The organism is Aeromonas lusitana (assembly GCF_002812985.1).
Classification (GTDB): domain Bacteria; phylum Pseudomonadota; class Gammaproteobacteria; order Enterobacterales; family Aeromonadaceae; genus Aeromonas; species Aeromonas lusitana.
In genome coordinates this window covers 133,506-156,055 of sequence record NZ_PGCP01000012.1, presented here as the reverse complement: position 1 = coordinate 156,055, position 22,550 = coordinate 133,506, and the positions used below count along the sequence as shown (strand labels likewise).

General features: G+C 61.3%; 20 protein-coding genes. 13 read left to right on the top strand and 7 right to left on the bottom strand.

From position 1 onward, the window contains the following. The 4 genes from CUC44_RS08985 to yciA all read left to right on the top strand — a co-directional run. A partial coding sequence (locus tag CUC44_RS08985) for a transglycosylase SLT domain-containing protein (RefSeq protein ID WP_100859620.1) occupies positions 1-1,653 on the top strand: 1,653 nt, incomplete at its 5' end. A gap of 178 nt (positions 1,654-1,831) precedes the next feature. Next, positions 1,832-2,830: a LacI family DNA-binding transcriptional regulator gene (locus tag CUC44_RS08980; protein ID WP_100859619.1), complete on the top strand. Its 999-nt coding sequence runs from the start codon at positions 1,832-1,834 to the stop codon at positions 2,828-2,830. Between the two features lie 247 nt (positions 2,831-3,077). Then, positions 3,078-3,893: an NAD-dependent epimerase/dehydratase family protein gene (locus CUC44_RS08975; RefSeq protein ID WP_100859618.1), complete on the top strand. Its 816-nt coding sequence runs from the start codon at positions 3,078-3,080 to the stop codon at positions 3,891-3,893. Between the two features lie 194 nt (positions 3,894-4,087). Next, positions 4,088-4,486: an acyl-CoA thioester hydrolase YciA gene (gene yciA, locus CUC44_RS08970; RefSeq protein ID WP_033129340.1), complete on the top strand. Its 399-nt coding sequence runs from the start codon at positions 4,088-4,090 to the stop codon at positions 4,484-4,486. A gap of 6 nt (positions 4,487-4,492) precedes the next feature. Here the strand turns inward: yciA and CUC44_RS08965 are convergent, their stop codons facing one another. After that, on the bottom strand, positions 4,493-4,717 hold the full coding sequence (locus tag CUC44_RS08965) for a hypothetical protein (protein WP_167388842.1): 225 nt from the start codon (positions 4,715-4,717) through the stop codon (positions 4,493-4,495). 111 nt (positions 4,718-4,828) lie between these two features. Here CUC44_RS08965 and CUC44_RS08960 point away from each other — a divergent pair, with 111 nt between their 5' ends. After that, positions 4,829-5,674 (top strand): endonuclease/exonuclease/phosphatase family protein, encoded by an 846-nt coding sequence (locus tag CUC44_RS08960; RefSeq protein WP_100859616.1) that lies wholly within the window; start codon positions 4,829-4,831, stop codon positions 5,672-5,674. A gap of 68 nt (positions 5,675-5,742) precedes the next feature. Here the strand turns inward: CUC44_RS08960 and CUC44_RS08955 are convergent, their stop codons facing one another. Next, on the bottom strand, positions 5,743-7,290 hold the full coding sequence (locus CUC44_RS08955) for a LysM peptidoglycan-binding domain-containing protein (protein ID WP_100859615.1): 1,548 nt from the start codon (positions 7,288-7,290) through the stop codon (positions 5,743-5,745). A gap of 69 nt (positions 7,291-7,359) precedes the next feature. After that, positions 7,360-8,124 (bottom strand): hydroxyacylglutathione hydrolase, encoded by a 765-nt coding sequence (gene gloB / locus CUC44_RS08950; RefSeq protein ID WP_100859614.1) that lies wholly within the window; start codon positions 8,122-8,124, stop codon positions 7,360-7,362. A gap of 81 nt (positions 8,125-8,205) precedes the next feature. Between gloB and CUC44_RS08945 the strand changes: the two genes are divergently transcribed. Continuing rightward, on the top strand, positions 8,206-8,928 hold the full coding sequence (locus CUC44_RS08945) for a class I SAM-dependent methyltransferase (protein ID WP_167388841.1): 723 nt from the start codon (positions 8,206-8,208) through the stop codon (positions 8,926-8,928). Positions 8,929-8,982: 54 nt separating this feature from the next. On the opposite strand, the gene rnhA is transcribed toward CUC44_RS08945, so the two are convergent. Further along, entirely contained in the window at positions 8,983-9,447 is a 465-nt protein-coding gene (gene rnhA, locus CUC44_RS08940; RefSeq protein ID WP_100859613.1) for a ribonuclease HI, read from the bottom strand. A 75-nt stretch (positions 9,448-9,522) separates the two neighbouring features. Between rnhA and dnaQ the strand changes: the two genes are divergently transcribed. Both dnaQ and CUC44_RS08930 read left to right on the top strand, forming a co-directional pair. Further along, positions 9,523-10,257 (top strand): DNA polymerase III subunit epsilon, encoded by a 735-nt coding sequence (dnaQ, locus tag CUC44_RS08935; protein ID WP_100859612.1) that lies wholly within the window; start codon positions 9,523-9,525, stop codon positions 10,255-10,257. Further along, positions 10,254-11,510, top strand: coding sequence for a TIGR03503 family protein (locus CUC44_RS08930; RefSeq protein ID WP_100859611.1), 1,257 nt, complete (start codon positions 10,254-10,256; stop codon positions 11,508-11,510). Before dnaQ ends, CUC44_RS08930 begins: the two co-directional genes overlap by 4 nt. 80 nt (positions 11,511-11,590) lie before the next feature. On the opposite strand, the gene CUC44_RS08925 is transcribed toward CUC44_RS08930, so the two are convergent. Together CUC44_RS08925 and fadE are read right to left on the bottom strand one after the other, a co-directional pair. After that, positions 11,591-13,108: an HD domain-containing phosphohydrolase gene (locus CUC44_RS08925; RefSeq protein ID WP_100859610.1), complete on the bottom strand. Its 1,518-nt coding sequence runs from the start codon at positions 13,106-13,108 to the stop codon at positions 11,591-11,593. A gap of 177 nt (positions 13,109-13,285) precedes the next feature. After that, the gene (fadE, locus tag CUC44_RS08920; protein WP_100859609.1) at positions 13,286-15,742 is read right to left on the bottom strand and encodes an acyl-CoA dehydrogenase FadE; all 2,457 of its coding nucleotides are present in this window, start codon (positions 15,740-15,742) and stop codon (positions 13,286-13,288) included. Positions 15,743-16,004: 262 nt separating this feature from the next. Between fadE and lpcA the strand changes: the two genes are divergently transcribed. From lpcA to CUC44_RS08905, 3 genes are all read left to right on the top strand, one after another. Next, positions 16,005-16,583, top strand: a complete 579-nt coding sequence (lpcA, locus tag CUC44_RS08915) for a D-sedoheptulose 7-phosphate isomerase (RefSeq protein WP_011705469.1) — start codon at positions 16,005-16,007, stop codon at positions 16,581-16,583. A 108-nt stretch (positions 16,584-16,691) separates the two neighbouring features. Next, the gene (locus tag CUC44_RS08910) at positions 16,692-17,489 is read left to right on the top strand and encodes a class II glutamine amidotransferase (protein WP_100859608.1); all 798 of its coding nucleotides are present in this window, start codon (positions 16,692-16,694) and stop codon (positions 17,487-17,489) included. Between the two features lie 305 nt (positions 17,490-17,794). Then, the gene (locus tag CUC44_RS08905) at positions 17,795-18,130 is read left to right on the top strand and encodes an Hpt domain-containing protein (protein ID WP_100859607.1); all 336 of its coding nucleotides are present in this window, start codon (positions 17,795-17,797) and stop codon (positions 18,128-18,130) included. 13 nt (positions 18,131-18,143) lie between these two features. On the opposite strand, the gene CUC44_RS08900 is transcribed toward CUC44_RS08905, so the two are convergent. Then, entirely contained in the window at positions 18,144-19,067 is a 924-nt protein-coding gene (locus tag CUC44_RS08900) for a gluconeogenesis factor YvcK family protein (RefSeq protein WP_100859606.1), read from the bottom strand. A 110-nt stretch (positions 19,068-19,177) separates the two neighbouring features. Between CUC44_RS08900 and CUC44_RS08895 the strand changes: the two genes are divergently transcribed. Together CUC44_RS08895 and CUC44_RS08890 are read left to right on the top strand one after the other, a co-directional pair. After that, positions 19,178-20,362, top strand: coding sequence for an FIST signal transduction protein (locus CUC44_RS08895; RefSeq protein ID WP_100859605.1), 1,185 nt, complete (start codon positions 19,178-19,180; stop codon positions 20,360-20,362). 18 nt (positions 20,363-20,380) lie between these two features. Beyond that, positions 20,381-22,477 (top strand): ATP-binding protein, encoded by a 2,097-nt coding sequence (locus CUC44_RS08890; protein ID WP_167388840.1) that lies wholly within the window; start codon positions 20,381-20,383, stop codon positions 22,475-22,477. Positions 22,478-22,550 lie beyond the last annotated feature (73 nt).

The following is a 22,550-nucleotide window of genomic DNA, read 5'->3' as shown; positions in this document are numbered from 1 at the left end:
ACCCCCCAGTCCAACCGGCTGGAGCGCGCTTACCTCACCTACCTGGCCCAGAGCCAGCAGTGGTCGCAATTCCTGCGCTTCTACCCGACCAAGCCGAGCTCCACCGACCTGCTCTGTCAGCACTATCAGGCCCGCTATTACACGGGGCAGCGGACCGAGGCCTTGAATGAAGCGGGCAAGCTCTGGTTGAGCGGCCAATCCAGGCCCGATGCCTGCGATCCCCTGTTCCAGCTCTGGCAACAGGCCGGTCTGCGCACCCAGGAGAAGATCTGGCAGCGTATGAACCTGGCGTTCGAGGCGCAAAACCCCGACCTCATCCGCCATCTCGGCGCCCAGTTGGGGGGAAGCCTGAAACCCTATGGGGATCAGATGATCGCCCTGTATGAACAACCGGCCAAGGCGATGAACCCGGCCTACTTCACGGCGGCGCCCCAGTCAAAACATCTGCTGTCCCTCGGCCTGGCCCGCTACGCGAATCAGGAGCCAGAGGCCGTGCTGCGTCAGCTGGCCGAGATGAAGCGGCGCTTCGGCCTGAGTCAAACCGAGGTCGCGGCCGTGGAGCGGGCCGCCGCCCGTCGTCTGCTGCTGGACAGATCCACCGCCCAGCGCAACTGGCTGGATGCGACCCTGGCGCGCAGCAAGGATGCCGAGCTGCTGGAGCTGAGGGCGCGGCTCGCCATCTGGGAAGAGGATTGGCGCAGTCTCGACGGCTGGGTCAAGAAGATGCCCATGGCGCTGCAGAAGGAAGATCGCTGGCGCTACTGGATGGCTCGCTCCCTCGAGGTGAAGGGGCAGCAGAAGGCGGCGCGGGATCTCTATCTCGAGACCGCCAACCTGCGCGGTTTCTACGGCTTCATGGCGGCCCAGCGCACCGGTGTGCCCTATCGCATGAAGAACCAGAGCTCGGCCCACAAGGTGCCGGACTGGCGCACGGCGAGCAGCCGCTGGCCCTTCCTGCTGCGGGTGCGTGAACTGCTGGCGATGAACGAGATCACGGCGGCGCGATCTGAGTGGATCCACAACATGGATCGCAATCCGGTGGCCCAGCGCCTCGAGTTTGGTCACATCGCCCTCAATCAGGGCTGGCACGAGCTGGCGATCCTCTCCAGCATCCGGGCCGAGGCTTGGGATGCGCTCGATCTGCGCTTCCCGCTGCCGCTCAAGCGCACCTTCTCCCAGATGGCCCAGGAGCGCACCATGAACACCAGCCTGCTCTACGCCATCTCCCGCCAGGAGAGCGCCCTCTATCCGCTGGCGCAGTCGCCGGTGGGGGCGAGGGGCCTGATGCAGCTGATGCCCGCCACCGCCAAGGAGACCGCCGCCAAGTTGGGGGTGCCTTATCGCAACGAGCAGCAGCTGTTTGATCCGACCATGAATATTCGCCTCGGCAGCGCCTACCTCAAGCGGCTGCTGGATGTGTATGACGGCAACCGAATTTTAGCGGCGGCGGCCTATAATGCGGGGCCTGGCCGGGTCAAGCGCTGGCGCGATCAGAGCGAGAACAAGCCGATGGATGTCTGGGTGGAGAGCATCCCCTACCGGGAGACCCGCAACTACGTCCAGAACGTGCTCTCGTTTGACCTCATCTATCAGCACAAGCTGCAGCAACCCCTGCGTTTCATGTCGGAACGCGAGCTGAACCACACCTACTGAGACGAGAGGCAGTCGCGATTGCGACTGCCTCCCATTCTTGCCTCAAAATGGTTATTATCCCTTAAGGTTTTGTTACAAAAGGAAACCTGCCAGGTGATCGGGCACCACGTCTTGGTCTGGCAGGTTCGATATAATAGTCCGATCAACACCAACAGGCTTTCCAACCAAGGAATTGAGAGTGGCAACGATCAAAGACGTTTCTCAGCTGGCGAATGTGTCCATCTCGACGGTATCGCGTGTCATCAACAACACGGCGCAGGTTGCTCCCGAGAAGCGTGAGGCCGTGCTGGCGGCCATGAAGGAGTTGAGTTTTCGTCCCAACAGCTTCGCCCAGGCACTGGTAAGCAAACGTTCCAACTGCATCGGCGTGCTGGTTGGGGATCTGTGTGGTGGTCCTTTCTTCGCCCAGATGATGCGTGGCATCGAGAGCATGGTCGACAAGGCGAACAAGTTCACCATAGTGGTCTCCGGCAATCACGACGCTACTCGCGAGCGTCACGCCATCCAGGCGCTGCTGCAGCGTCAGTGTGACGCCCTGATCCTGCACAGCAAGGCGCTGCCGGACGAGGAGCTGAGTGAGCTGGCCGCGGGCTCCACCCCCATCGTCTTTATCAACCGTCAGGTGCCGGGCTGCGAGGATCGCTGCGTCTGGCTCGACAACCAGGCCGGTATCACCACCGCCTGTCAGCACCTGCTGGACGCGGGACACAGCAAGATAGCCTTCGTCACCTCGGACGATGAAGAGTTCGTCGACGGTCAGCAGCGCATGGCCGGTTATCGGTTCGCCCTGCAGCGGGCTGGTATTGAGGTGGATCAGTCCCTCATCGGTCGCGCCTTCGCCGACGAGAAGGGGGGCTATGTGGCCATGGGGGAACTGCTGGCGCGCGGTGTCGAGTTCAGCGCCGTGCTGGGCTTCAACGATGCCATGGTGGCGGGGGCCATCTCCTGTCTGCTGGAGCGTGGCTACAAGATACCCCAGCAGGTGTCGGTGGTGGGCTTCGATGACATACCCTATGCTCGCTACATCTACCCCAAGCTCACCACTGTGCGTTATCCCATCGAGGAGATGGGGGAGCGGGCCGCCGAGCTGGCCTTGCGACTGCTGGATCACAAGCCGGTCGACGGCCTGGCACTCAAGTTCGAAGCCGAGCTGGTACGCCGGGAATCCGTCGCCTGATCCATGAGGTTGGCCCCAAGCGGGCCGACTTTTTCGCGAAACATTGAAAGCGCTTTCAGAAATCCTTTTCAACTGTGATCCGCTTCAAAGCTTTTTGACCGCGCTGCCACTAGCATAGGCCCCACGAATTAGGAGCGTGCGCTCCCGATTTTCCCGCTGTGGGAGGTAACTGGTTAATCCAGCTATTTCCTTCGTTACTTTCGACGGTCATCATGGATGGCCGTTTTTTTTTGCCGAGATTTTAGCGATGACGACAGAGCATGAGTATCAGACGGGAATAGTGGGAGCGGGCTGGTTGGGATTGCCGCTGGCGAAGGCGCTGCAGGGGGCTGGCAAGCGGGTCGTCGTGACCGTCAGCTCGGCCGAGAAGGCCGCGCGGCTGCAATCGGAAGGCATCACCGCCTTCCCCCTGCTACTTGCCTCCGAACTGGCCGAGCCCTTGCCATTTCGCTGCCGCGATCTGGTTGTCTGCGTGCCGCCGAGCAAGACGGAGGATTATCCCGCCGCGGTGGCGCGCCTGTGTCAGCTGGCGCTGGCGGCGGGCACGCAACGGATGCTGTTTATCAGTGCGACCTCTGTGTGGGCAACCGGGCAGGGGGAGGAGGAGATGCCTACTCCGGTCCATGCCAGAGGCGAGCGGATGCTGGCCGCCGAGCAGGCGGTACAGGGAGCCGGCTTTGCGTGCGCCCTGGTGCTGCGCCCGGCCGGTCTCTATGGCCCGGCGCGCCATCCTGGCCGATTCCTCGCGGGCAAGACGCTGGCGGGAGGCGGTCAGGCGGTGAACCTGGTTCATCTGGATGACGTGGTTGCGGCCTGCCTGCTGATGCTGGAGCAGGGGCTGGATGGGGATGCCTACAACCTGAGCGCCCCGGTTCACCCGCGCCGTGAGCAGCTCTATCCGTTTGCCTCACGCCTGCTTGGCCTAGCTCCGCCTGTTTTCACCGAGCCGAGCGGCGACTTCGCCCCCATCGAGGGACTGCAGATCTGTCTACGACTCGGCTTCGTCTATCGCTGGCCGGATCCCGCCCACTGGTTTGCGGATCCCGCAGCACAATCGGATTGAAAGCAGATGGGGCTCAATATTATCTGCTGCGCCCCATCCCAGCGCCTCGCGGGCAATCGGGATTTGCCAAGGGGGGGATCCCCCCCTATCATGCGCCATCCACAGTGGCAGTGTGGTCATGATGACCCATTTCCGGGTTGCCGAGCTGCATCATGCGCCCATACCGCCATTCAAACCTGTCATAGAGAGCCGTAATGATGGTCGATACCAAGCGCCACCCCGACGGGGAGCTGTTGCTGAGAACCCTGGCAATGCCAGCCGATACCAACCCCAATGGCGATATTTTTGGCGGGTGGATCATGTCCCAGATGGATATAGGTGGGGGCATCATGGCCAAGGAGCTGGCGAAGGGACGTATCTGTACCGTGTCGGTCGAAGGCATGACCTTTCACAGCCCGGTCAAGGTGGGAGACGTGGTGTGCTGCTACGGTCGCTGCCTGAAGGTGGGACGCAGTTCCATGCGCCTGAAGCTGGAGGTCTGGGTCAAGCCGGTGTTGCGGGAAAATGAGGCTCAGCGCTACTGCGTGACCGAGGGGGTATTTACCTACGTCGCCATCGACGATCAGGGCAAATCCCGTCCCGTCCCGGTCTGATCCGGCTCAGATCAGCCGGGCATTGATGATGGATATTTCCTGCTCAAAGCCGGTTTTTTGCCGTATCATGCGCTCCAGCATCTCTTCCGAGCCCACGCACTGGTGGGTGTCGAACAGGCAGAGATCGCACTGGGGATCCCGCCTGATCTGATAGACGGTGGAGAGCTCCACTTGATGACAAGTTCCTTGTTGATCGTAAAATGTCACGCGGTACTGGTGCTGTCTCGCCATTGCGGGATCCCTCATGGATGAGTCGGGCCGGACACGAATAATGAGACTAGTCGGCGTCCATGACATTTGTGATGGTCATGGCGCCCTGCAGAGGCAGGTGATTGTTAGCCAATGAAAAATAGTTATCGCATTCTGGGGACCTCCCTGCTGACGCTGGGGCTGGTCGGCTGCTTCGAGGTACCGGATCAGGACCATCTGGTCACGGCGGCAGGCATAGTGCCTGGTGTTAACTGCCAGAAACCTCCGCTGGTAGCATTGGCATCCACTGCATTACCACGGGAATTTGGCATTACCGTCTGGAATCTCTACAAGGGTCAGCGTAAAAACTGGCGGGAAGGGCTGGACGAGTACGCCAAGTCCCAGGATCTGGTGTTGCTGCAGGAGTCGGCGACCCGACCCGAGATGCTGGACTGGCTGCGGGCTGGCGACTTCCAGTGGCAACAGTTGCAGGCCTTCACCCAGGGTGGTGTCTCCTTCGGCGTCATGACGGTCGCCAAGACGCCCCAGGCCTTCGTATGCGGCGTTCGCTCCCCCGAGCCCCTGCTGCGCATCCCCAAGTCCGGGCTGGTGAGCCTGTACCCCTTGCAGGGGGATCCGGACGGTGTGCTGGTGGTGAACCTGCATGCGGTCAACTTCGAGCTCGGCATGGCCACCTTCCGCGAGCAGATCAACGATCTGACCGCGCTCATTCATCGCCACCAGGGGCCCGTCATCCTGGCGGGGGATTTCAACACCTGGAGCGACAAGCGCGAATACTGGCTGAACAAGCTGGTGGGAGAGCTGGGTCTGCAGGAAGCGATTCCCGTGCCGGATCTGCGCCGCACCGCCTTCGGCCGCCCGCTGGATCACCTCTACTACCGCAACCTGGATCTGGTGGAGGTGAGCTCACCGGCCACCGACGCCTCGGATCACAATCCCATCATGGCGCGCTTCGCGGCCCAGGCCATCACCCCTTAAGGTGTGATGGATGGCAGGCAAAAAAATACCCCGCATTCGCGGGGTATTTTTTTATTCGGCTTCAGCCATCAGCTGTTGTTCTTCACGAACAGGGTCAGCTCCTGGCCAGGTTTCAAGTAGTCGCTCTTGCCCAGCTGATTCCAGCGCATCACGTCGTTGACGGCGACCTGGAAGCGGGCGGCGATGGAGGAGAGGGAGTCTCCGCGACGCACCTGATAGACCATGGACTTGTTGCTGCCCTTGCCCTGCTTGGGCCAGACCACCAGCTTCATGCCCGGCTTGAGCGCCGACTTGGCATTCAGGCCGTTCCACTTGGCCAGATCGGCGTGGGTCACCCCGTGTGCCTGGCTGATGCTCCACAGGTTGTCGCCGGAGCGCACCTGATAGTTCACCTTGTTGCCACCATTGCTGGCGAGCTGCTGCGGCTTGCTCTGGGCGGCCTGACTCACCATGGGCTTGCCGCCGTTGGGGATGATCAGGCTCTGGCCACGACGCAGACTGGTGCTGCGCAGGTTGTTAGCCAGCTTGAGCTGCTGCACGCTCACCCCGTGGTTCTGGGCGATGCGGGAGAGGGTATCTCCGCTGGTGACCTGGTAGGAGCGAACGCCACGGGTACGCTCACGCTTGGGCAGGTCGGCCAGGGCCAGTTCCAGGGTGTCGGCATATTCGACCGGCACCAGCAGGTTGTAAGGGCCCCGTGGCGACGTCATGCCGCGCTTGAGCGCAGGATTGAGCGCCTTCAGCTGAGAGGCGGATACCCCGGCCAGCTGGGCTGCCACGTTCAGATCGACCTGACCACCGGTACTGATGGTGCGCAGTTGCGGTTTGTTGGCCAGCACCGGCAGGGTGACATTGTATTTGTCCGCGTTGCGGATCATGTCAGCCATGGCCAGGATCTTGGGCACATACATCCGGGTCTCGCGGGGCAAGTCCAGGGACCAGTAGTCGGTCGGTCGACCGGCCTTCTGGTTACGGATGATGGCGTTGCGCACCCGGCCTTCACCGGCGTTGTAGGCGGCCATGGTCTGCAGCCAGTCACCGTCGAAGAAACGGTTCAGGTACTCCAGATAATCCAGGGCGGCGTTGGTGGACGCAATCACATCGCGACGACCGTCATACCAGTTGTCGTGGCGCAGGCCAAAGTTCTTGCCGGTCGCAGGAACGAACTGCCAAAGACCGACCGCATTGCTGCGGGAGCGGGCATTGGGATCGAACATGCTCTCGATCATGGGGATGGTAATAAGCTCCATTGGCAGCTCACGCCGTTCGATTTCCTCTACCATCAGATACAGGTAGGGCTCAGCCCGGCTGGCAATGGTCGCCATATGCTTATCATTACGCAGTAACCAATCACGCTGCTGGCGGACTCGTGAGTTGTCGTGCGAGTCCAGCTGCATATCATCGCTGATACGCACCCACAGGTTATCGGTGTCATCCATCTCTTCTAACTGCTCGTCGCCGAACAGCATTCTGGAAGAGTGTTTCTTGTACGTTTTCTTGCTGACTTGGGGGGATTTGATCGGCTCGATTGCCGTTATCGCCCGGTCATCCTGATGGCTCAGGTTTTGACAGCCGCTGAGAAACAGCGCTGCCAATAAGGCCGTTCGTAGCTTCATCTCGCTCAGGTCATCTATTGAAAAACAGCTCGCATCATAAGGGGCAATGGCCCCCTGATCAAGGTTTGTTCAAAAAACGTCCTTCCAACCCCGTAGTACGGCGAAGGTATCCTCTGGATTTTCCAAGCATTTAAGTGCGTATTTCTCAGCAGAAAATCTCACGGAATTCTGTTCGCAGCGCATAAATACATTGAAATCTCGCTCATCCCCCAGGCGGGAAGGGAGACTCGGCAGGCCCTGCTGACGCAGCTTGCTGATCACCCCGATCCGGCGCTGGATCGCCAGGTTGTCCGGTTCGACCGCGTGGGCGAAACGCAGGTTGGAGAGGGTGTACTCATGGGCACAATAGAGGAGGGTGTCATCGGGCAGGGCCGCGAGTCGCTGCAAGGAGGCGTACATCTGGGCCGGGGTGCCTTCGAACAGGCGGCCGCAACCGGCGGAGAACAGGGTATCGCCGCAAAACAACATGCCATTGCCATGATAGGCGATGTGGCCAAGGGTGTGGCCGGGGACGTGCAGCACATCCAGGCTCAGGCCATGCCAGTTGATCTGATCGCCATCTTCCAGCCATTGGCCGTGGTGATCCGGCATGGGGTCGTGCCTTGGGCCATAGAGGCGAGCGTGGGGGAACTGGCTTAGCAGATCGCCGACCCCGCCCACATGATCCTTGTGGTGATGGGTCAGCAGGATGGCATCGAGCTCGAGTCCAAGGGCCTCGAGTCGCGCCAGCACCGGGGCCGCCTCGCCCGGATCGACCACCAGGCAGTGATTGTCGTGGCGGATCAACCAGATGTAGTTGTCGTTGAAGGCGGGAACTGTGATGACGGTATACATGGCTCGGCTTCTCTTTGTGTTCTCTTTAGGGAAGGGATCTTATATAACAAGATGGCGTTTGAACCCCGGATTGGTCCCATTATGCAGCTGGCACGTACCGAACAACAGATCGCGATCCCGACCAGCTGGTCGGCGCTGCCCATGGGGGACTGGGTGGCGGCCGAACTGCAGGAGCGACTCGACAACTGGTGTCCGCACCTGTTTGGCTATCACCTGCTGAAAATTGGCGCCCTGAGCGCCGAACTCTCCTGCGGTCGCTCCACCATTCGCCATCAGATTGGGGTCGCCCCCTCTGGCAGGCTGCTGGATCTCAAGGGGGATCCCCTTGCCTTGCCGGTGCGAACGGCCAGCGTGGATGCCTGTCTGCTCGCCCACTGTCTCGATTTCTCGCCGGATCCCCATCAGGTGCTACGCGAAGCCGAGCGGGTGCTGACCGATGACGGCTGGCTCATCGTCAGCGGCTACAACCCCACCAGTCTGGTGGGGCTCGGCCATTATGTGCCCTTCATGCGCCAACACCTGCCCTGGTCGGCACGCATGTTCACCCCGGCCCGGGTGACCGACTGGTTGCAACTGCTGGGATGCGAGGTGATGTTTGACGAGCGCTTCGGCTTCTCCTTTATGGGCAAGCAGAGCCGGATCGGGTGGTGGCGGGAGAGCCTGGGGCGGGACTATTGCCGGCCCTTCGCCTCCGTTTATGTCATCGCCGCCCGCAAGCGGCGCTTCCCCATCACCCCGGTGCGTCGGCGCTGGCGTCTGCCAGAATCGATGGCGGCGCCGGGCATGGCCCGCCAAGGCTGGTAGCCTGGCGCCCTTGGCTATCTGAGCCGGAGCGCCAAACTGCCGAGGGGGGCTGGATCAGGGCTGATAGCCGGTGTCTTCGGCCAGCTGCTTGCCACTGGCGGCATCGCGCGCCAGTTCGTCACAGCGCTCGTTCTCCGGGTGACCGGAGTGACCCTTGACCCAGAGCCATTCGATCTGGTGGCGTGCCACTTCCGCATCCAGTGCCTTCCAAAGATCGACGTTCTTGACCGGCTGGCGTCCGGCTGTCATCCAGCCTTTCTTCTTCCAGCCGATGATCCACTGGGTGATCCCTTGGCGCACATACTGGCTGTCGGTGGTGAGGCGCACCTGGCAAGGTTCGTTCAGGGTACGCAGCCCCATGATGGCCGCCATCAGCTCCATCCGGTTGTTGGTGGTGAGGCGATAGCCTCCCGCCAGCTCCTTGCGATGCTTGCCATAGACCATGACGGCGCCATAGCCGCCGGGGCCCGGATTTCCGAGACAGGAACCATCTGTATATAAATCAATCTGTTTCAACATGAGCAATGAATCTGTTTTAACCTGAGGCTTGGGGTAAACTAGCGGGCAAGGCCGAAGTTTGACATAGATTGGATCATGAACACACCCCAACTGAATCGCCAGATCATTCTGGATACTGAAACCACAGGTATGAACACGGCAGGCGGTCCCGTCTACCTCGGGCACCGCATCATAGAGATCGGCTGTGTGGAGGTGATCAACCGCAAGCTGACCGGCAACCATTTCCACGTCTACATCAAGCCGGACCGGCTGGTGGACCCGGAGGCCATCGCGGTGCACGGCATCACGGATGCCTTCCTGGTGGACAAGCCCTCGTTTAGCCAGATAGCGGATGACTTCATCGAGTTCATCCGTGGCGCCGAGCTTATCGCCCATAACGCCCCCTTCGACGTGGGCTTCATGGACTATGAGTTCAGCAAGCTGGGCCTGAACTTCAAGACGGCGGATATCTGTGGCATCACGGATACCCTGGCGATGGCGCGGGATCTCTTCCCCGGCAAGCGCAACAACCTGGACGTCTTGTGCGATCGTTACGGCATCGACAACTCCCACCGTACCCTGCACGGAGCCTTGCTGGATGCGGAGATCCTGGCAGATGTCTACCTGCTGATGACAGGTGGCCAGACGAAGTTGAATCTGGCCAATGAGAGCAGCGAGAGTGACAGCAACCAGGATACCGGGATCCGTCGGCTGGAGAGCCAACGAGCGCCGCTCAAGGTGGTGCGCGCCAGCGACGAGGTAGCCGCGACCCACGAAGCGCGCCTCGATCTGGTACAGAAGAAAGGAGGTGCTTGCCTGTGGCGACAATGAGTTCGCTCTGGGGCGGCTTGCTGTTGCTGGCCTCGTTCTCGGGGATGGCCAACGAGGTGTTTGCTCCCTCCGACATTCCCTTGCTCGATAACCGCTTTCGCATCGATTATGGGGTTAAAGAGATCACCTTCATCATCAAACGTCAGCCGGATACGCCCTCGGTGATCCTGGTGCGTCCCGATGGCAGCAAACTCTATGTGGGCAAGGTGACTCCACCGGACGTGGGCTGGCTGGCGCTGCCGGATCAGGACCTCATCACGGTGCGCGATCCCATGCCGGGACCCTGGCAGGCCATAGGCGCAGTCGATCCCAATAACCGGGTGCGGCTGCTGTCCGACGTCCGGCTCGAGAGCGAGCCGCTGCCGGCCAGGCTTTATCAGGGTGAGCGGGTCAAGCTGCAATCCCGGTTGCTGATCGACGGCGCCGCGCCCGGCGCCGGCTATTACCTCTCCGATCTCGGCATGACGGTCAGACTGCAGCAGTTCAGCGATGCCGCCCAAGCGGGCGAGCCCCTGTTCGAGGAGACCCTGGGTCACTATCGTGACGACGGCAAGGGGCTCGATGAGGTGCCGGGAGATGGGGTCATGACCGCAGAAGCCGTGCTGGATGTGCCGGCGGGCAAGTACCGTGCTCTCTACAGTACCGGCAACCAGGTCTTCTCCCGTGCCCAGTCCCAGCAAGTGCTGCTCTATCCCATGCCGCTGACCTACACCCTGGTTGCACCCTCGGGCGAAACGAGTGCCCGGCTCGCCTTGCTGCTCGACGCCGAAGAGCTGGATCCGGCCTCTGTGGTGATCCAGGGCAAGGCAGCCAACAGCACGGGGGAGAGCCAGACGTTCAACGCCGTGGCAAGCGAATCCAGGGTCAATATCACGCTGCCGGCGCTCAAGGCGGTGGGACAGTACAAGGTAGAGGCGACCCTGTTTGGCACGACGCGTCTCGGCCGCGAGATCCAGCTGCAACTGCCGACCAAGTCGTTCAACATATTGCCCGTGCTGGCGCCCCAGCCCTCGGCGGCGCCAGCCACTCAAGTATCGGCAGCGACCGAGACCCGATTTGAGGAGCAGGAGAGCCGCGGCTGGCTGCCATGGGCCCTGGGGGGGGGCGCCGGACTCCTGCTTCTGCTGGGGGGCGGGGGGCTCATCTTGCTGCAAAAACGCCGGACCCTGCACAAGGCGATGGCGGCCCAGAAGGCGCAGAGCGAGGGGGCGGCGCCTGTGCCCAAGCTGGACCTCAACCTGCCTGAGCAATAGCGCTGATTGCATGGTAAAAAAGCCGCCCGAATGGGCGGCTTTTTGCTAGGTGGGGGAAGGGGCATTTCCCTCGAACGGGATCAGTGCTCCCCGACGTAGATGTCCTTGTGCTGCTCGCGGATGTCGAGAAACTTGTCCAGATTGGCCAGCATCAGGGTCACCAGTTGGGGATCGAAGTGCTGGCCTCGCTCGGCCTCGATAAGCTCCAGCACCCGATCGAGCGGCCAGGCCTGCTTGTAGCAGCGATCCGAGCCCAGGGCATCGAACACGTCGGCCAGCGCCACTATCCGCCCCTCCAGCGGTATGGCATCGCCGCTCAGACCGCGGGGATAGCCGCTGCCATTCCACTTCTCATGGTGGCTGCCGGCTATGGTGGCCCCAATCTGGAACAGTGCCAGATCGCTGCCGGAGAGCATGTCCTGCCCGAGCTGGGCGTGGGTCTTCATGATCTCCCACTCCTCCGGGGTCAGCTTGCCCGGCTTGTGCAAGATGGCATCCGGGATCCCCACCTTGCCGATGTCGTGCAGGGGCGAGGCGCGCTTGATGAGCTCGCAGCGCTCCTCGTTCATGCCGAGCAGCTGGCAGAACAGCTCGGTGTAGAGCGCGACCCGCTTGACGTGCAGGCCGGACTCCTTGGAGCGGGTCTCCACCAGCTCGCCGATGCGATAGATGATCTCGCGCTGGTTGTCGCCAATTACCTCGTTGAGCCGGATGTTCTCCAGCGCCACTATGATGTTCTCGGTGAACAGACTCAGCAGGCCAGTGTCCATCTGATTGAGGGGACGTGTGGTTTCGATGTGGAACAAGAGGTGGTGGCGGGCATTCTGGCAATAGAGCACCATCTGATTGCCGTCGTAGACATTGGTCTCCTTGCTCATGGCGTGGCGTAGTATGGCGGGCGCCTCGCTCAGGCGAAGGACGGGCTCGTCGCTGAGCAGGGGCTCGAGCACCTGATCCCGCACCTCGTAGGCCAGGTGCTTCACGTCATAGATCTGGGACTCTTCCAGATTGAGCAGAGCGCTGAGCTGGGTCTGGGCGCCTTCGACGAACTGGCGCAGGGCTCTTTGTTCGAAGATCCCCTTGGAGGCTTCGATCACCTTCTCCAGCCCCTGGCGATTGCTCTCCAGGGTACGGATGTCCCGATAGGAGCGCAGGCTGGCGCGCAGCAGGGTGCGCAGCTTCTGGGAGGTGAGCTCTGTCTTGTCCTTGTAATCGTTGATGTCGTAGTTGGTGACCACGTCATCTTCCGGCGCCTGACCGGGCTGGCCGGTACGCAGCACGATGCGCACCATCTTGTTTTGCAGCTCGTCACGGACGAACTTCACCACTTCGAGGCCGGCGTGATCGGCCTCCATCACCACATCGAGCAGCAGCAGGGCGACATCCGGGGTCGTGGCAAGCAGGGCCTTGGCCTCGGCGGCAGAATAGGCGTGCAGGAAATCGATGGGCTTGTTGTCGAATTCAAACTTGCTCAAGGTAATCTTGGTGATGCGATGCACCTCGGGCTCATCGTCCACTATCATCACCTTCCAGCCAGCTTGTCGCTCTTGGGGTGGGAGCAGGTCATCGTCATCAATTATCAGGATTTGATCATCCATTATGCAATCCTGTCTGGGATACTGTGCTTACCTTAACCGCTTCATTAAAGATAGGAAACGGCTAGATATCCAAAATATGATCCATCCGTATTCTCTGCTTTCACTTCGCCTCGGCAAGCAAACGTTCCCATGAAAAACGCCTCCACAAGGGAGGCGTTTTGGCATTCAGGAGCGGACTCAGGCTGCCCTGTGATAGGCGGACGGCTCGAACAACGCCTTGTTGGCGACCAGATCGATGGGGTCAAAGTCATCGACGTTGATGGTCTGCAGGCGGCTCTGCTCGGCGCGGCGCAGCAACTCGGCTTCGGCCGGGTTGATGACCCCAAGCGCGAGGCCTGCATCGGCGACCTTGTCCAGCTGAGTGAAGGGACGCTTGCTGCCCTCTGCCTTGCAGACCTTGTCGAACAAAGGCTCGGCGGCCAGCACGTCATCCAGCGCCTGCTCCAGCAGGCCGAACGGGTTGCCCTCCTCGCGAGTGAGGTACTGCCCCTCGGCCAGACGGCTGCGGGTGGCACTCGGGGTCTGCAGCAGACGGGCGACCTGGCTGTCGAGCTTGTCGCTCGGACGCTTCAGATCGCGACCCAGCGGCAGCACGATGACGCGCAGGGCCAGGCCAATCCAGCGGTTCGGGAAGTTGCGCAGCAACTCGTCGATGGCTTCTTGTGCCTTGAAGGTGGCATCTTGCAGCGCCCAGTGTAGCAGCGGCAGATCCGCCTGTTGACGGCCCTCGTCCTGGAAGCGCTTGAGGGCGCTGGAGGCGAGATAGAGCTGGCTCAGCACGTCGCCGAGACGGGCGGAGACCCGCTCCTTGCGCTTGAGCTCGCCGCCCAGGGTGCCCATGGCCATGTCGGACAGGAAGGCCAGGTTGGCAGACAGCCGGGAGAGCTGCTGGTAATAGCCCTTGGTCTGATCCTTGAACGGAGTCGCAGCGAAGCGAGCACCGGTCAGGCCCAGCCAGAAACTGCGCACCAGGTTGCTGATGGCGAAGCCCACGTGGCTGAACACCGCCTTGTCGAACGCCTTGAGCGCCACGTCCTGATCCGGATGGCTGGCGGCCAGCATTTCGGGCAGCACATAAGGATGGCAGCGGATGGCACCCTGACCATAGATGATCATGCTGCGGGTCAGGATGTTGGCACCCTCGACGGTCACGGCGATGGGGGCACCCTGATAACCGCGGGCCAGGTAGTTGTTCGGCCCCATGCAGATGGCCTTGCCGCCGTGCACATCCATGGCATCTATGATGCTCTTCTGGGCCCGGTCGGTGAGGTGATACTTGACGATGGCGGAGATGACCGAGGGTTTCTCCCCCAGATCGATGGCGGTCACCGTCAGCTTGGCGGCGGCGCCCATGATGTAGGCGTTGCCACCCAGGCGAGCCAGCGGCTCTTCGATCCCTTCCATCTTGCCGATGGGCAGCTTGAACTGGCGGCGAATACGGCTGTAGGCGCCGGTGGCCAGGGCCAGCATCTTGACGCCGCCCGTGCTGTTGGAGGGCAGGGTGATGCCGCGACCGACCGACAGGCACTCCACCAGCATGCGCCAGCCCTGGCCGGCCATGGCCGGGCCGCCGATGATGAAGTCGAGCGGTACGAACACGTCTTCACCCCGGGTCGGACCGTTCTGGAACGGCACGTTGAGAGGGAAGTGGCGACGGCCGATCTCGACGCCCTTGATGTGGGTCGGGATCAGGGCGCAGGTGATGCCGAGCTCCTCTTCCTCACCCAGCAGGTGATCGGGGTCGCGCAGCTTGAATGCCAGCCCCAGCACGGTGGCGATGGGGGCCAGGGTGATGTAGCGCTTGTTCCAGGTCAGGCGCATGCCGAGCACCTCTTCCCCTTCCCACTCGCCCTTGGTGATGATGCCAAAGTCGGGGATGGAGCCGGCGTCAGAGCCCGCCTCCGGGCTGGTCAGGGCGAAGCAGGGGATCTCCTTGCCAATGGCCAGGCGGGGCAGGTAGTGGTCCTTCTGCTCCTCGGTGCCGTAGTGTTGCAGCAGCTCACCCGGGCCGAGGGAGTTGGGCACGCCGACGGTGGAGGCGAGCACGGCGCTGGCGCCACACAGTTTTTGCAGCACGCAGGACTGGGCATAGGCGGAGAATTCCAGTCCGCCGTATTTCTTCTTGATGATCATGGCGAAGAACTTGTGGTCCTTCAGGTATTGCCACACCTCGGGGGAGAGATCGGCGCGCTCGTGGGTCACTTCCCAGTCGTTGACCATGCGGCAGACGTCCTCGACCGGACCGTCCATGAAGGCTTGCTCTTCGGCGCTGAGGGTGGCGACCGGGATGGCGTGCAGTTTCTTCCAGTTCGGGTTGCCGGCAAACAGGTCCGCTTCCCACCAGGTGGTGCCTGCTTCGATGGCTTCCTTCTCGGTGCGAGACATCTCCGGCATGATGGATTTGTAGATCTTGAACAGGGGCTTGGTCAGCTGGTTGCGGCGAAACTCCACCAGGTTGAGCGGGATGGCAACCAGGGCGAACAGGGCCCACACCAGCAGGGGAACATGGCCATAGAAGGCGCCGACGCACAAGGCGATGGCGGTGGCCAGCGTGGAGGTGAGCAGAGACGCCCGGCGATATGCCATGGCGCCAATCACCAGGATCACTCCGAGCAGAGTGAGAGTCGTCGTCATTTTTCGCTCCTTGCATGAGTTGCCAACGTGGCATGACAGTGAGTTAACTGATCCAGAGGTCTGACCTGTTGGATGTGGCCTCTGTTGTAATTCATATGCACAAAGTTATCAAGCTGTTTACAACTCGGTTACCTCCTGGCTGTGAGCCAGTTAACGCAAGTCGTTTCCTTCACCCTTGCCGGGACTGGGGGGCGACGGCGGGATCAGCTTGTGCGACAATGCGCTGACCCTATGTTGGACGATACAAAGAGACATCAGACCCATGTACCAAGAACTTATCCGCAATGAATTGACCGAAGCTGCCAGCGTGCTCCAGGCGTTCCTGGCCGATGAGCAAAACCTGAAGGACATCGAGGCCGCCGCCAAGCTGCTGGCCGACTCCTTCAAGCAGGAAGGCAAGGTTCTCTCCTGTGGTAACGGTGGTTCCCACTGCGATGCCATGCATTTTGCAGAGGAACTGACTGGTCGCTACCGGGAAAACCGCCCAGGTTATGCTGGCATCGCCATCTCGGATCCGAGCCACCTCTCCTGTGTCTCCAATGACTTTGGCTATGACTATGTGTTCTCCCGCTATGTAGAAGCGGTCGGTCGCCGTGGTGACGTGCTGCTCGGCATCTCCACCAGTGGCAACTCCGGCAACATCCTCAAAGCCATCGAGGCGGCGCATGCCAAGGGTATGAAGGTCATCGCCCTGACCGGCAAGGATGGCGGCAAGATGGCAGGCCTCGCCGATGTCGAGATCCGGGTGCCGCACTTCGGTTATGCCGACCGCATCCAGGAAGTGCACATCAAGGTGATCCATATCCTGATCCAGCTGGTCGAAAAAGAGATGGCCAAGTAAGAGGCCATCTCAGATGGGGAACGGCAGATCGGTATCGACCGATATTGCCGCTCCCCATCTGGCTGAGGCCGATAGAAAAAGACGCAAGGATCCAGCGGTGGAGGGGATATGTGCGAACTGCTCGGTATGAGTGCCAATGTGCCGACCGACATCTGCTTCAGTTTTACCGGGCTGATGCTGCGGGGTGGCAAGACGGGGCCCCACAAGGATGGCTGGGGGATCACTTTTTATGAGGGGCGCGGTTTTCGCACCTTCAAGGACCCCGAGCCCAGTGCCCAGTCCCCCATCGCCAAGCTGGTGCAGGCGCTGCCCATCAAGAGCCGCGCCGTGGTCAGCCATATCCGGCAGGCCAACCGGGGCTGCGTGTCGCTTGAGAACACCCATCCCTTCACCCGCGAGTTATGGGGACGCTATTGGACCTTCGCCCACAACGGCCAGCTGACGGGTTACAAGAAGCTGCCAACCGGGCGTCACCGTCCGGTGGGGGACACCGACAGCGAGCGGGCCTTCTGCTGGCTGCTCGGCCAGCTGGAGCAAAAATACCCCAAGTGCCCGACCAATTTCCCCGCCATGTTCCGCTATCTGGCGAGCCTGTGCGACGAGCTGCGCACCCTGGGGGTGTTCAATATGCTGCTGTCGGATGGGGAGTTCGTGATGACCTATTGCAGCAACAACCTCTACTGGCTGACTCGCCGGGCGCCTTTTGGCGAGGCTCGCCTGCTGGATGAGGACGTGGCCATCGATTTTCAGAGCGAGACGACCCCGAACGACGTGGTGACCCTGATTGCGACCCGGCCGCTGACCGGCAATGAGAACTGGGTGAAGATGATGCCCGGGGAGTTTTGCCTGTTCCGTCTGGGGGAGCTGGCATACGGTAACTCGGCCAAGCTACTGATCTCCGAATAAAAAAATACCAGGGTAGAATCCTACCCTGGTTCTTCGCAGCAGCCATACAGGCAAAAAGGGATGAGAGAGGTGTTGCTGAGCCGCATCATTCTCATGACTTGCATTGTTACTTTAATGTTAATTTTGTGACAATATTTATTTTTACCCTTGATTCTCCGTCGTGTCGATAATTTGAACTCGCTCACATTGTGGTGAGATTTGGAGACTCGAACGCACGTTGTTGTCCGCCATGGGCGAGTGACAGGGGAGCGCTTGGTAGGCTATATTTCTGGTCTGTTTGGATACCATCAAAAGGGATCGAGAAGATGGAGTGGCTGGATCAGAAGGTATTACGGCAACTGGCAGAAGACATAGGCCAAGAGATGATGCCCGTGGTCATCTCAGTATTCGTCGAAGAGGTGGGTGAGCAACTCGCCCAGTTAAGGCCCTTGTATGAGCAGCGGGATTGGTCCGCGCTGGCGCGCCTCGCCCACAGCATGAAGTCCTCCTGCGGCAGCTACGGCGCCGAGCCCAGCTACCAGCAGGTGATGGCGCTGGAACTCGCCTGTCGCCAAGAAGACGCAGAAGCCGCCGGTCAGCTGCTGACGCAGCTCGAGCACTCCCTCCCTCAGGTGTTTTCCCATCTGGCCCTGTATCACTGAGCCCTAGGCGGGTTCAGCCCGCCTTGTCCTGAGCGATGTGGCAACTCTGGATCACCCCGTCAAGGGCCTGCCTGAGTTTGAGGCGATCGTGGCGATGGGGAAGCACAGCCTCTCCCAGATTGGCCTGGACCAGGCAATGGGTCAGCTCGGGGGCCGTGTGCCCCTCAGGCGCCAAGATGGCGTTGACCCGACCCGCGCCAATCCTCTCTTCCAGCCAGCGATACTGGCTGAGCAGTGTCAACTGGCCCGCGGGCCCCTCCTCGGCTACCAGATTGCCGACAAAGACCACGATGGCCTGGCTGTGTTGAATGGCCTCGGCTATCTCGCCCAGCAGCAGGGGCGGCATGACGGAGGTGAGGAAGCTGCCAGGCCCCAGGATGATCATGTCGGCCTGAGTCAGCGCCTCGACCGCTTCCCTAGTAGCCGGCACGGCCGGGTTGAGGCTCAAGGCTCGCGGCGGGGTGGTGAGCTGATCGATGGAGACTTCCCCCAGGATCTGGTCGCCGCAGAGGGTGTGGGCGCACAGATCCGTGGGGTGCTCGGACATGGGAAGGAGCTGTGACTCGATTTTCAGCATGTCGCTGATGAGCCGGATGGCGTCAAGGGGCCGGACACAGAGGTTGTCGAGGGCCAGCAGCATGAGATTGCCGAGGTTGTGCCCCCCGAGCTCCCCCTTGCCATTGAAGCGGTACTCAAACAGCAGGCTGCCGATGCTGGGGTCGGTCACGAGTTGATTGAGGCAGTTGCGAAGATCCCCCCAGGCAATGCACTCCTGGCTCTTGCGCAGCCGTCCGGTGGAGCCGCCATCATCCGTGGTGGTCACTATGCCGGTCAGCCGGGATCCTAAAAACGAGAGAGAAGAGAGCACGCGACCCATGCCGTGTCCGCCGCCGATCGCGACGACCCGGTCAAAATCACTGATACTGTTGTGCCACATGCAGCCATCCTGTGGGGGTCTGTGAGAGCGATTCTAGCCTAATATGGCCAGGTAATTATTTGATAAGGGTATGATTTTTGCTTGCAAGCAGCATCGCATACCACTAGGAGATGGTGTTGAACTTCCTGACGGCTCACTCTCTTGCCGAGACGACCACGCTGGCCGCCCAACAGATAGCTGAACGGCTGCTTGCTCAATCACCTCATTCCCCTTCGCTATTGCTGGTCTATTTTACCCAAGCTCATGATGCTGCGGTACTGCGCCAGATCCTTAAAACCCATTTTCCCGATACTCGCATCATGGGATGCAGCTCCTGCGCCGGGATCCTGACCCAGGCCGGACACCATGCCCGGCAAGGCTGGAGCCTGGCGGTTGGAGCGATTTACGATGACAAGGGCGCTTACGGGGTGGCCGGCCAGGCCGGGGAGACACTGGATGTACGCCAGTTATTGCGCCGTGCCATCGCCGATGGCGGCCGTCCCGGGGAGCTGCCGCCCCTCATCTTGTTGCATGCGAGCCCTGGGCTTGAAGAGACCATGCTGGCGGGGATCGAAGCCGAGTTTGGCACGACGGTTCCCGTCGTGGGGGGCTCGGCGGCCGATGACGGTGTGACAGGTGACTGGCAGCTGTGCTGGACCGAGGGAGAGAGCCAGCAGGGCTGCGTGTTAGCGGTGCTCTATCCCGATTGTCAGCTGGCCTTCCAGTTCCACTCCGGCTATGTGCCCACCGAGCGGCATGGCATCATCACAGCCCTGGATGGGCGCGAGGTGCTGACCATAGATCACGAGCCGGCGGCTCAGGTCTATGCCCGCTGGACGGAGCGCGAAGCGCCCTGGCCCGTCGGTCCCATCCTGAAGGAGACCACCCTCTCCCCGCTGGCCCGCCAGGTCGGGATGCTGGATGACCTGCCCTATTTCAAGCTCTCCCATCCCGAGGCTGTGACGGCCAGGGACGGATTGCGGCTGTTTGGCGAAACCCGGCTGGGGGAGCGCCTGCAGTTGATGTACAGCAGCCAGGAAGGGTTGCTGCAACGCAGCCTGAATGCGGTGCGCATCGAGCCCGAATATGGGATGGCGGGCAGCCTGCAGCCGTTTGGCGCCCTGGTGATGTTCTGCGCCGGCTGCCGATTGGCGCTGGGAGACAGTCTGGACGACGTGGTAGAGCAGTTTCGCAGTCGATTGGGGGAGATCCCCTTCATCACTCCATTTACCTTCGGCGAGCAGGGGCGACTACCCCATGGTGAGCTGGCCCATGGCAACCTCATGGTCTCGAGCATAATCTTCCTCGAGAGCTGACACTGTGCTGGACACAAGATGATAGGGAATACCGAACTCGAAGCTCTGGGCGACAAGCTGCAGACCACGCTGGTGGAATTGATGCGCTGCCGGGAGCGAGAGGCCAAATACCGTCAGGAGTCGCAGGCCTTGCTGTGCGGGGTGGCGACCCTGGCCGATGCCCAGAGCCTGGAGCAGGTGCTGGACAGCCTTATTTTGGCGCTCAAGCCCTTTATCGGCTTCGAGCAGGCGGATGTGGTGGCCTGGAACGGGGCGAGTGGCACCACTCACCTCAGCACCCAGCCAGACGAGGTGGGTCGCAGCTGGTCGCTCACTCCGCTCTTCGCCCGCGCCATCGCAGGGGAAACTCTGGTCATCTATGATCCGACCCAGCTGCCCGAGCTGGCGCCGATGGCGGGGGCTGAGGGGTGGGCCAGCGTCATGATGACGGGGCTGCAGGCCCCGGGCTTTTCCGGCGTACTCATCTGCCGGCATGGCAGCGCCGGCACCTTCGATCTCAAGAGCAAGGCGGCGATGCAGCGCTGCCGCCCCCTCATCTCCCAGGCGCTGGTCAACATCGCCTACCGGGCCCGTCTGCAGGAGCAGGTTGATCTCAAGACCCTCGCCCTGCAGGCCAGCGAGCAGCGCTTTCGCAGCTTCGCCGCCATGGCGTCTGACTGGTTCTGGGAGACGGATCCCGAACATCGGCTCAGCTATGTGTCGGCCCCCGGCTATCAGGGGGAGGTGATAGCGCGCCAGGCGGGTCGCAGCCTCTATGATTTTGCCCATGACAAGCGTGACCCCGAGTGGTGCAAGTATCGGCGCCTGATCGCCCGTCATCTGCCGGTGCGGGCGATGCGTGCCCAGGTGCTCCTGGCCCGCGGACCCTGCTGGATGGAGCTCAATGCCGAGCCCTGCTTCGATGCCGCTGGCGCCTTTATCGGCTATCGGGGTACGGCGCGGGAGATTGGCAACCAGATCCGCCGAGAGCAGGAGCTGGCGCGCGCGCGGGATGAGGCGCAGACGGCCAACCGCACCAAGTCACAATTTCTGGCCATGATGACCCACGAGATCCGCTCCCCCATGAATGCGGTGCTGGGGATGCTGGATCTGCTGCAATATGAGCAGCTTGGGGGCCCGCAGCAGGCTCTGCTCGGGCATGCCACCCACTCGGCGCACCTGCTGCAGACCATCATCGACGATGTACTCGATTTCTCGAAAATTGAATCCCATACCCTGACGTTGCATAGCGAGCCGTTCGAACCCGTCAACTTGTGCCGGGCGCTGGTGGAGCCGCTGCAACCACAGGCGGATGCCAAGGGCATTGAGCTGCACTGGCAACTGGATGAGACGGTGCCGCGCCAGTTGCAGGGGGATTCCGTTCGTTTATCCCAGGTAATTGTCAACCTGCTTGGCAATGCCTTGAAGTTCACCGCCAGCGGCCAGGTGGTGCTGGCGCTGGCGTGGGAGGAGGAACGGCTGAAAGTGTCGGTGACGGATACGGGGATCGGCATCTCGCCAGAGGATCAGGCCCTGTTGTTTGAGCCCTTCTTCCAGGTGGACAACTCGGCCACCCGCCGCTTCTCCGGCTCCGGGCTCGGGCTTGCCATCAGCCAGCGCCTGGTACAGTTGATGGGGGGCGAGATATATCTGCAAAGCCACCTGGGGCAAGGCAGTTGTTTCTGCTTCGAACTGCCGGGTATGGCAGCGCCTTATATCGGCGCATCCAGTACAACTAGCGAAGCCTTCTCCATGCTGGATCTGGATGTGCTGGTGGTGGAGGACAGTCCGGTCAACCAACTGGTGGTGTCGCTCATGCTGCAAAAGCTGGTGTGCCGGGTGAGGCTGGCTGCCAATGGTCTGGAGGCGCTGGCACAGGTCGGTGAGCGACAACCCGATCTCATCTTGATGGATATGCGCATGCCGCACATGGATGGGCTGGAGGCGACCCGCCGCTTGCGTGATATGGGGTGTGAGGTGCCGATAGTGGCGTTGACGGCCAATGCCATGACGGAAGACAGGGAGCGTTGCCTGGGGGAGGGGATGAACGATTTCTTGGCCAAGCCCATCAGTCTGACTCGGCTGCGGCACTGCTTGTTACGCCATTGCGGCGCGGTAAACCCATATTCCAGATAAAAAAATGGTCAACCTGGTGGTTGACCAATTCTTCAGCAAATACTGAAGAGAGCACGGGATAAATCGGGTTGTA

Bases quoted from the DNA above. Each gene is read 5' to 3' on its own strand.
- CUC44_RS08975 (WP_100859618.1), top strand. From the start codon at position 3,078: ATGACGACAGAGCATGAGTATCAGACGGGAATAGTGGGAGCGGGCTGG.
- yciA (WP_033129340.1), top strand. From the start codon at position 4,088: ATGATGGTCGATACCAAGCGCCACCCCGACGGGGAGCTGTTGCTGAGA.
- CUC44_RS08965 (WP_167388842.1), bottom strand. From the start codon at position 4,717: ATGGCGAGACAGCACCAGTACCGCGTGACATTTTACGATCAACAAGGA.
- CUC44_RS08960 (WP_100859616.1), top strand. From the start codon at position 4,829: ATGAAAAATAGTTATCGCATTCTGGGGACCTCCCTGCTGACGCTGGGG.
- CUC44_RS08955 (WP_100859615.1), bottom strand. From the start codon at position 7,290: ATGAAGCTACGAACGGCCTTATTGGCAGCGCTGTTTCTCAGCGGCTGT.
- gloB (WP_100859614.1), bottom strand. From the start codon at position 8,124: ATGTATACCGTCATCACAGTTCCCGCCTTCAACGACAACTACATCTGG.
- CUC44_RS08945 (WP_167388841.1), top strand. From the start codon at position 8,206: ATGCAGCTGGCACGTACCGAACAACAGATCGCGATCCCGACCAGCTGG.
- rnhA (WP_100859613.1), bottom strand. From the start codon at position 9,447: ATGTTGAAACAGATTGATTTATATACAGATGGTTCCTGTCTCGGAAAT.
- dnaQ (WP_100859612.1), top strand. From the start codon at position 9,523: ATGAACACACCCCAACTGAATCGCCAGATCATTCTGGATACTGAAACC.
- CUC44_RS08930 (WP_100859611.1), top strand. From the start codon at position 10,254: ATGAGTTCGCTCTGGGGCGGCTTGCTGTTGCTGGCCTCGTTCTCGGGG.
- CUC44_RS08925 (WP_100859610.1), bottom strand. From the start codon at position 13,108: ATGGATGATCAAATCCTGATAATTGATGACGATGACCTGCTCCCACCC.
- fadE (WP_100859609.1), bottom strand. From the start codon at position 15,742: ATGACGACGACTCTCACTCTGCTCGGAGTGATCCTGGTGATTGGCGCC.
- lpcA (WP_011705469.1), top strand. From the start codon at position 16,005: ATGTACCAAGAACTTATCCGCAATGAATTGACCGAAGCTGCCAGCGTG.
- CUC44_RS08910 (WP_100859608.1), top strand. From the start codon at position 16,692: ATGTGCGAACTGCTCGGTATGAGTGCCAATGTGCCGACCGACATCTGC.
- CUC44_RS08905 (WP_100859607.1), top strand. From the start codon at position 17,795: ATGGAGTGGCTGGATCAGAAGGTATTACGGCAACTGGCAGAAGACATA.
- CUC44_RS08900 (WP_100859606.1), bottom strand. From the start codon at position 19,067: ATGTGGCACAACAGTATCAGTGATTTTGACCGGGTCGTCGCGATCGGC.
- CUC44_RS08895 (WP_100859605.1), top strand. From the start codon at position 19,178: ATGGTGTTGAACTTCCTGACGGCTCACTCTCTTGCCGAGACGACCACG.
- CUC44_RS08890 (WP_167388840.1), top strand. From the start codon at position 20,381: ATGATAGGGAATACCGAACTCGAAGCTCTGGGCGACAAGCTGCAGACC.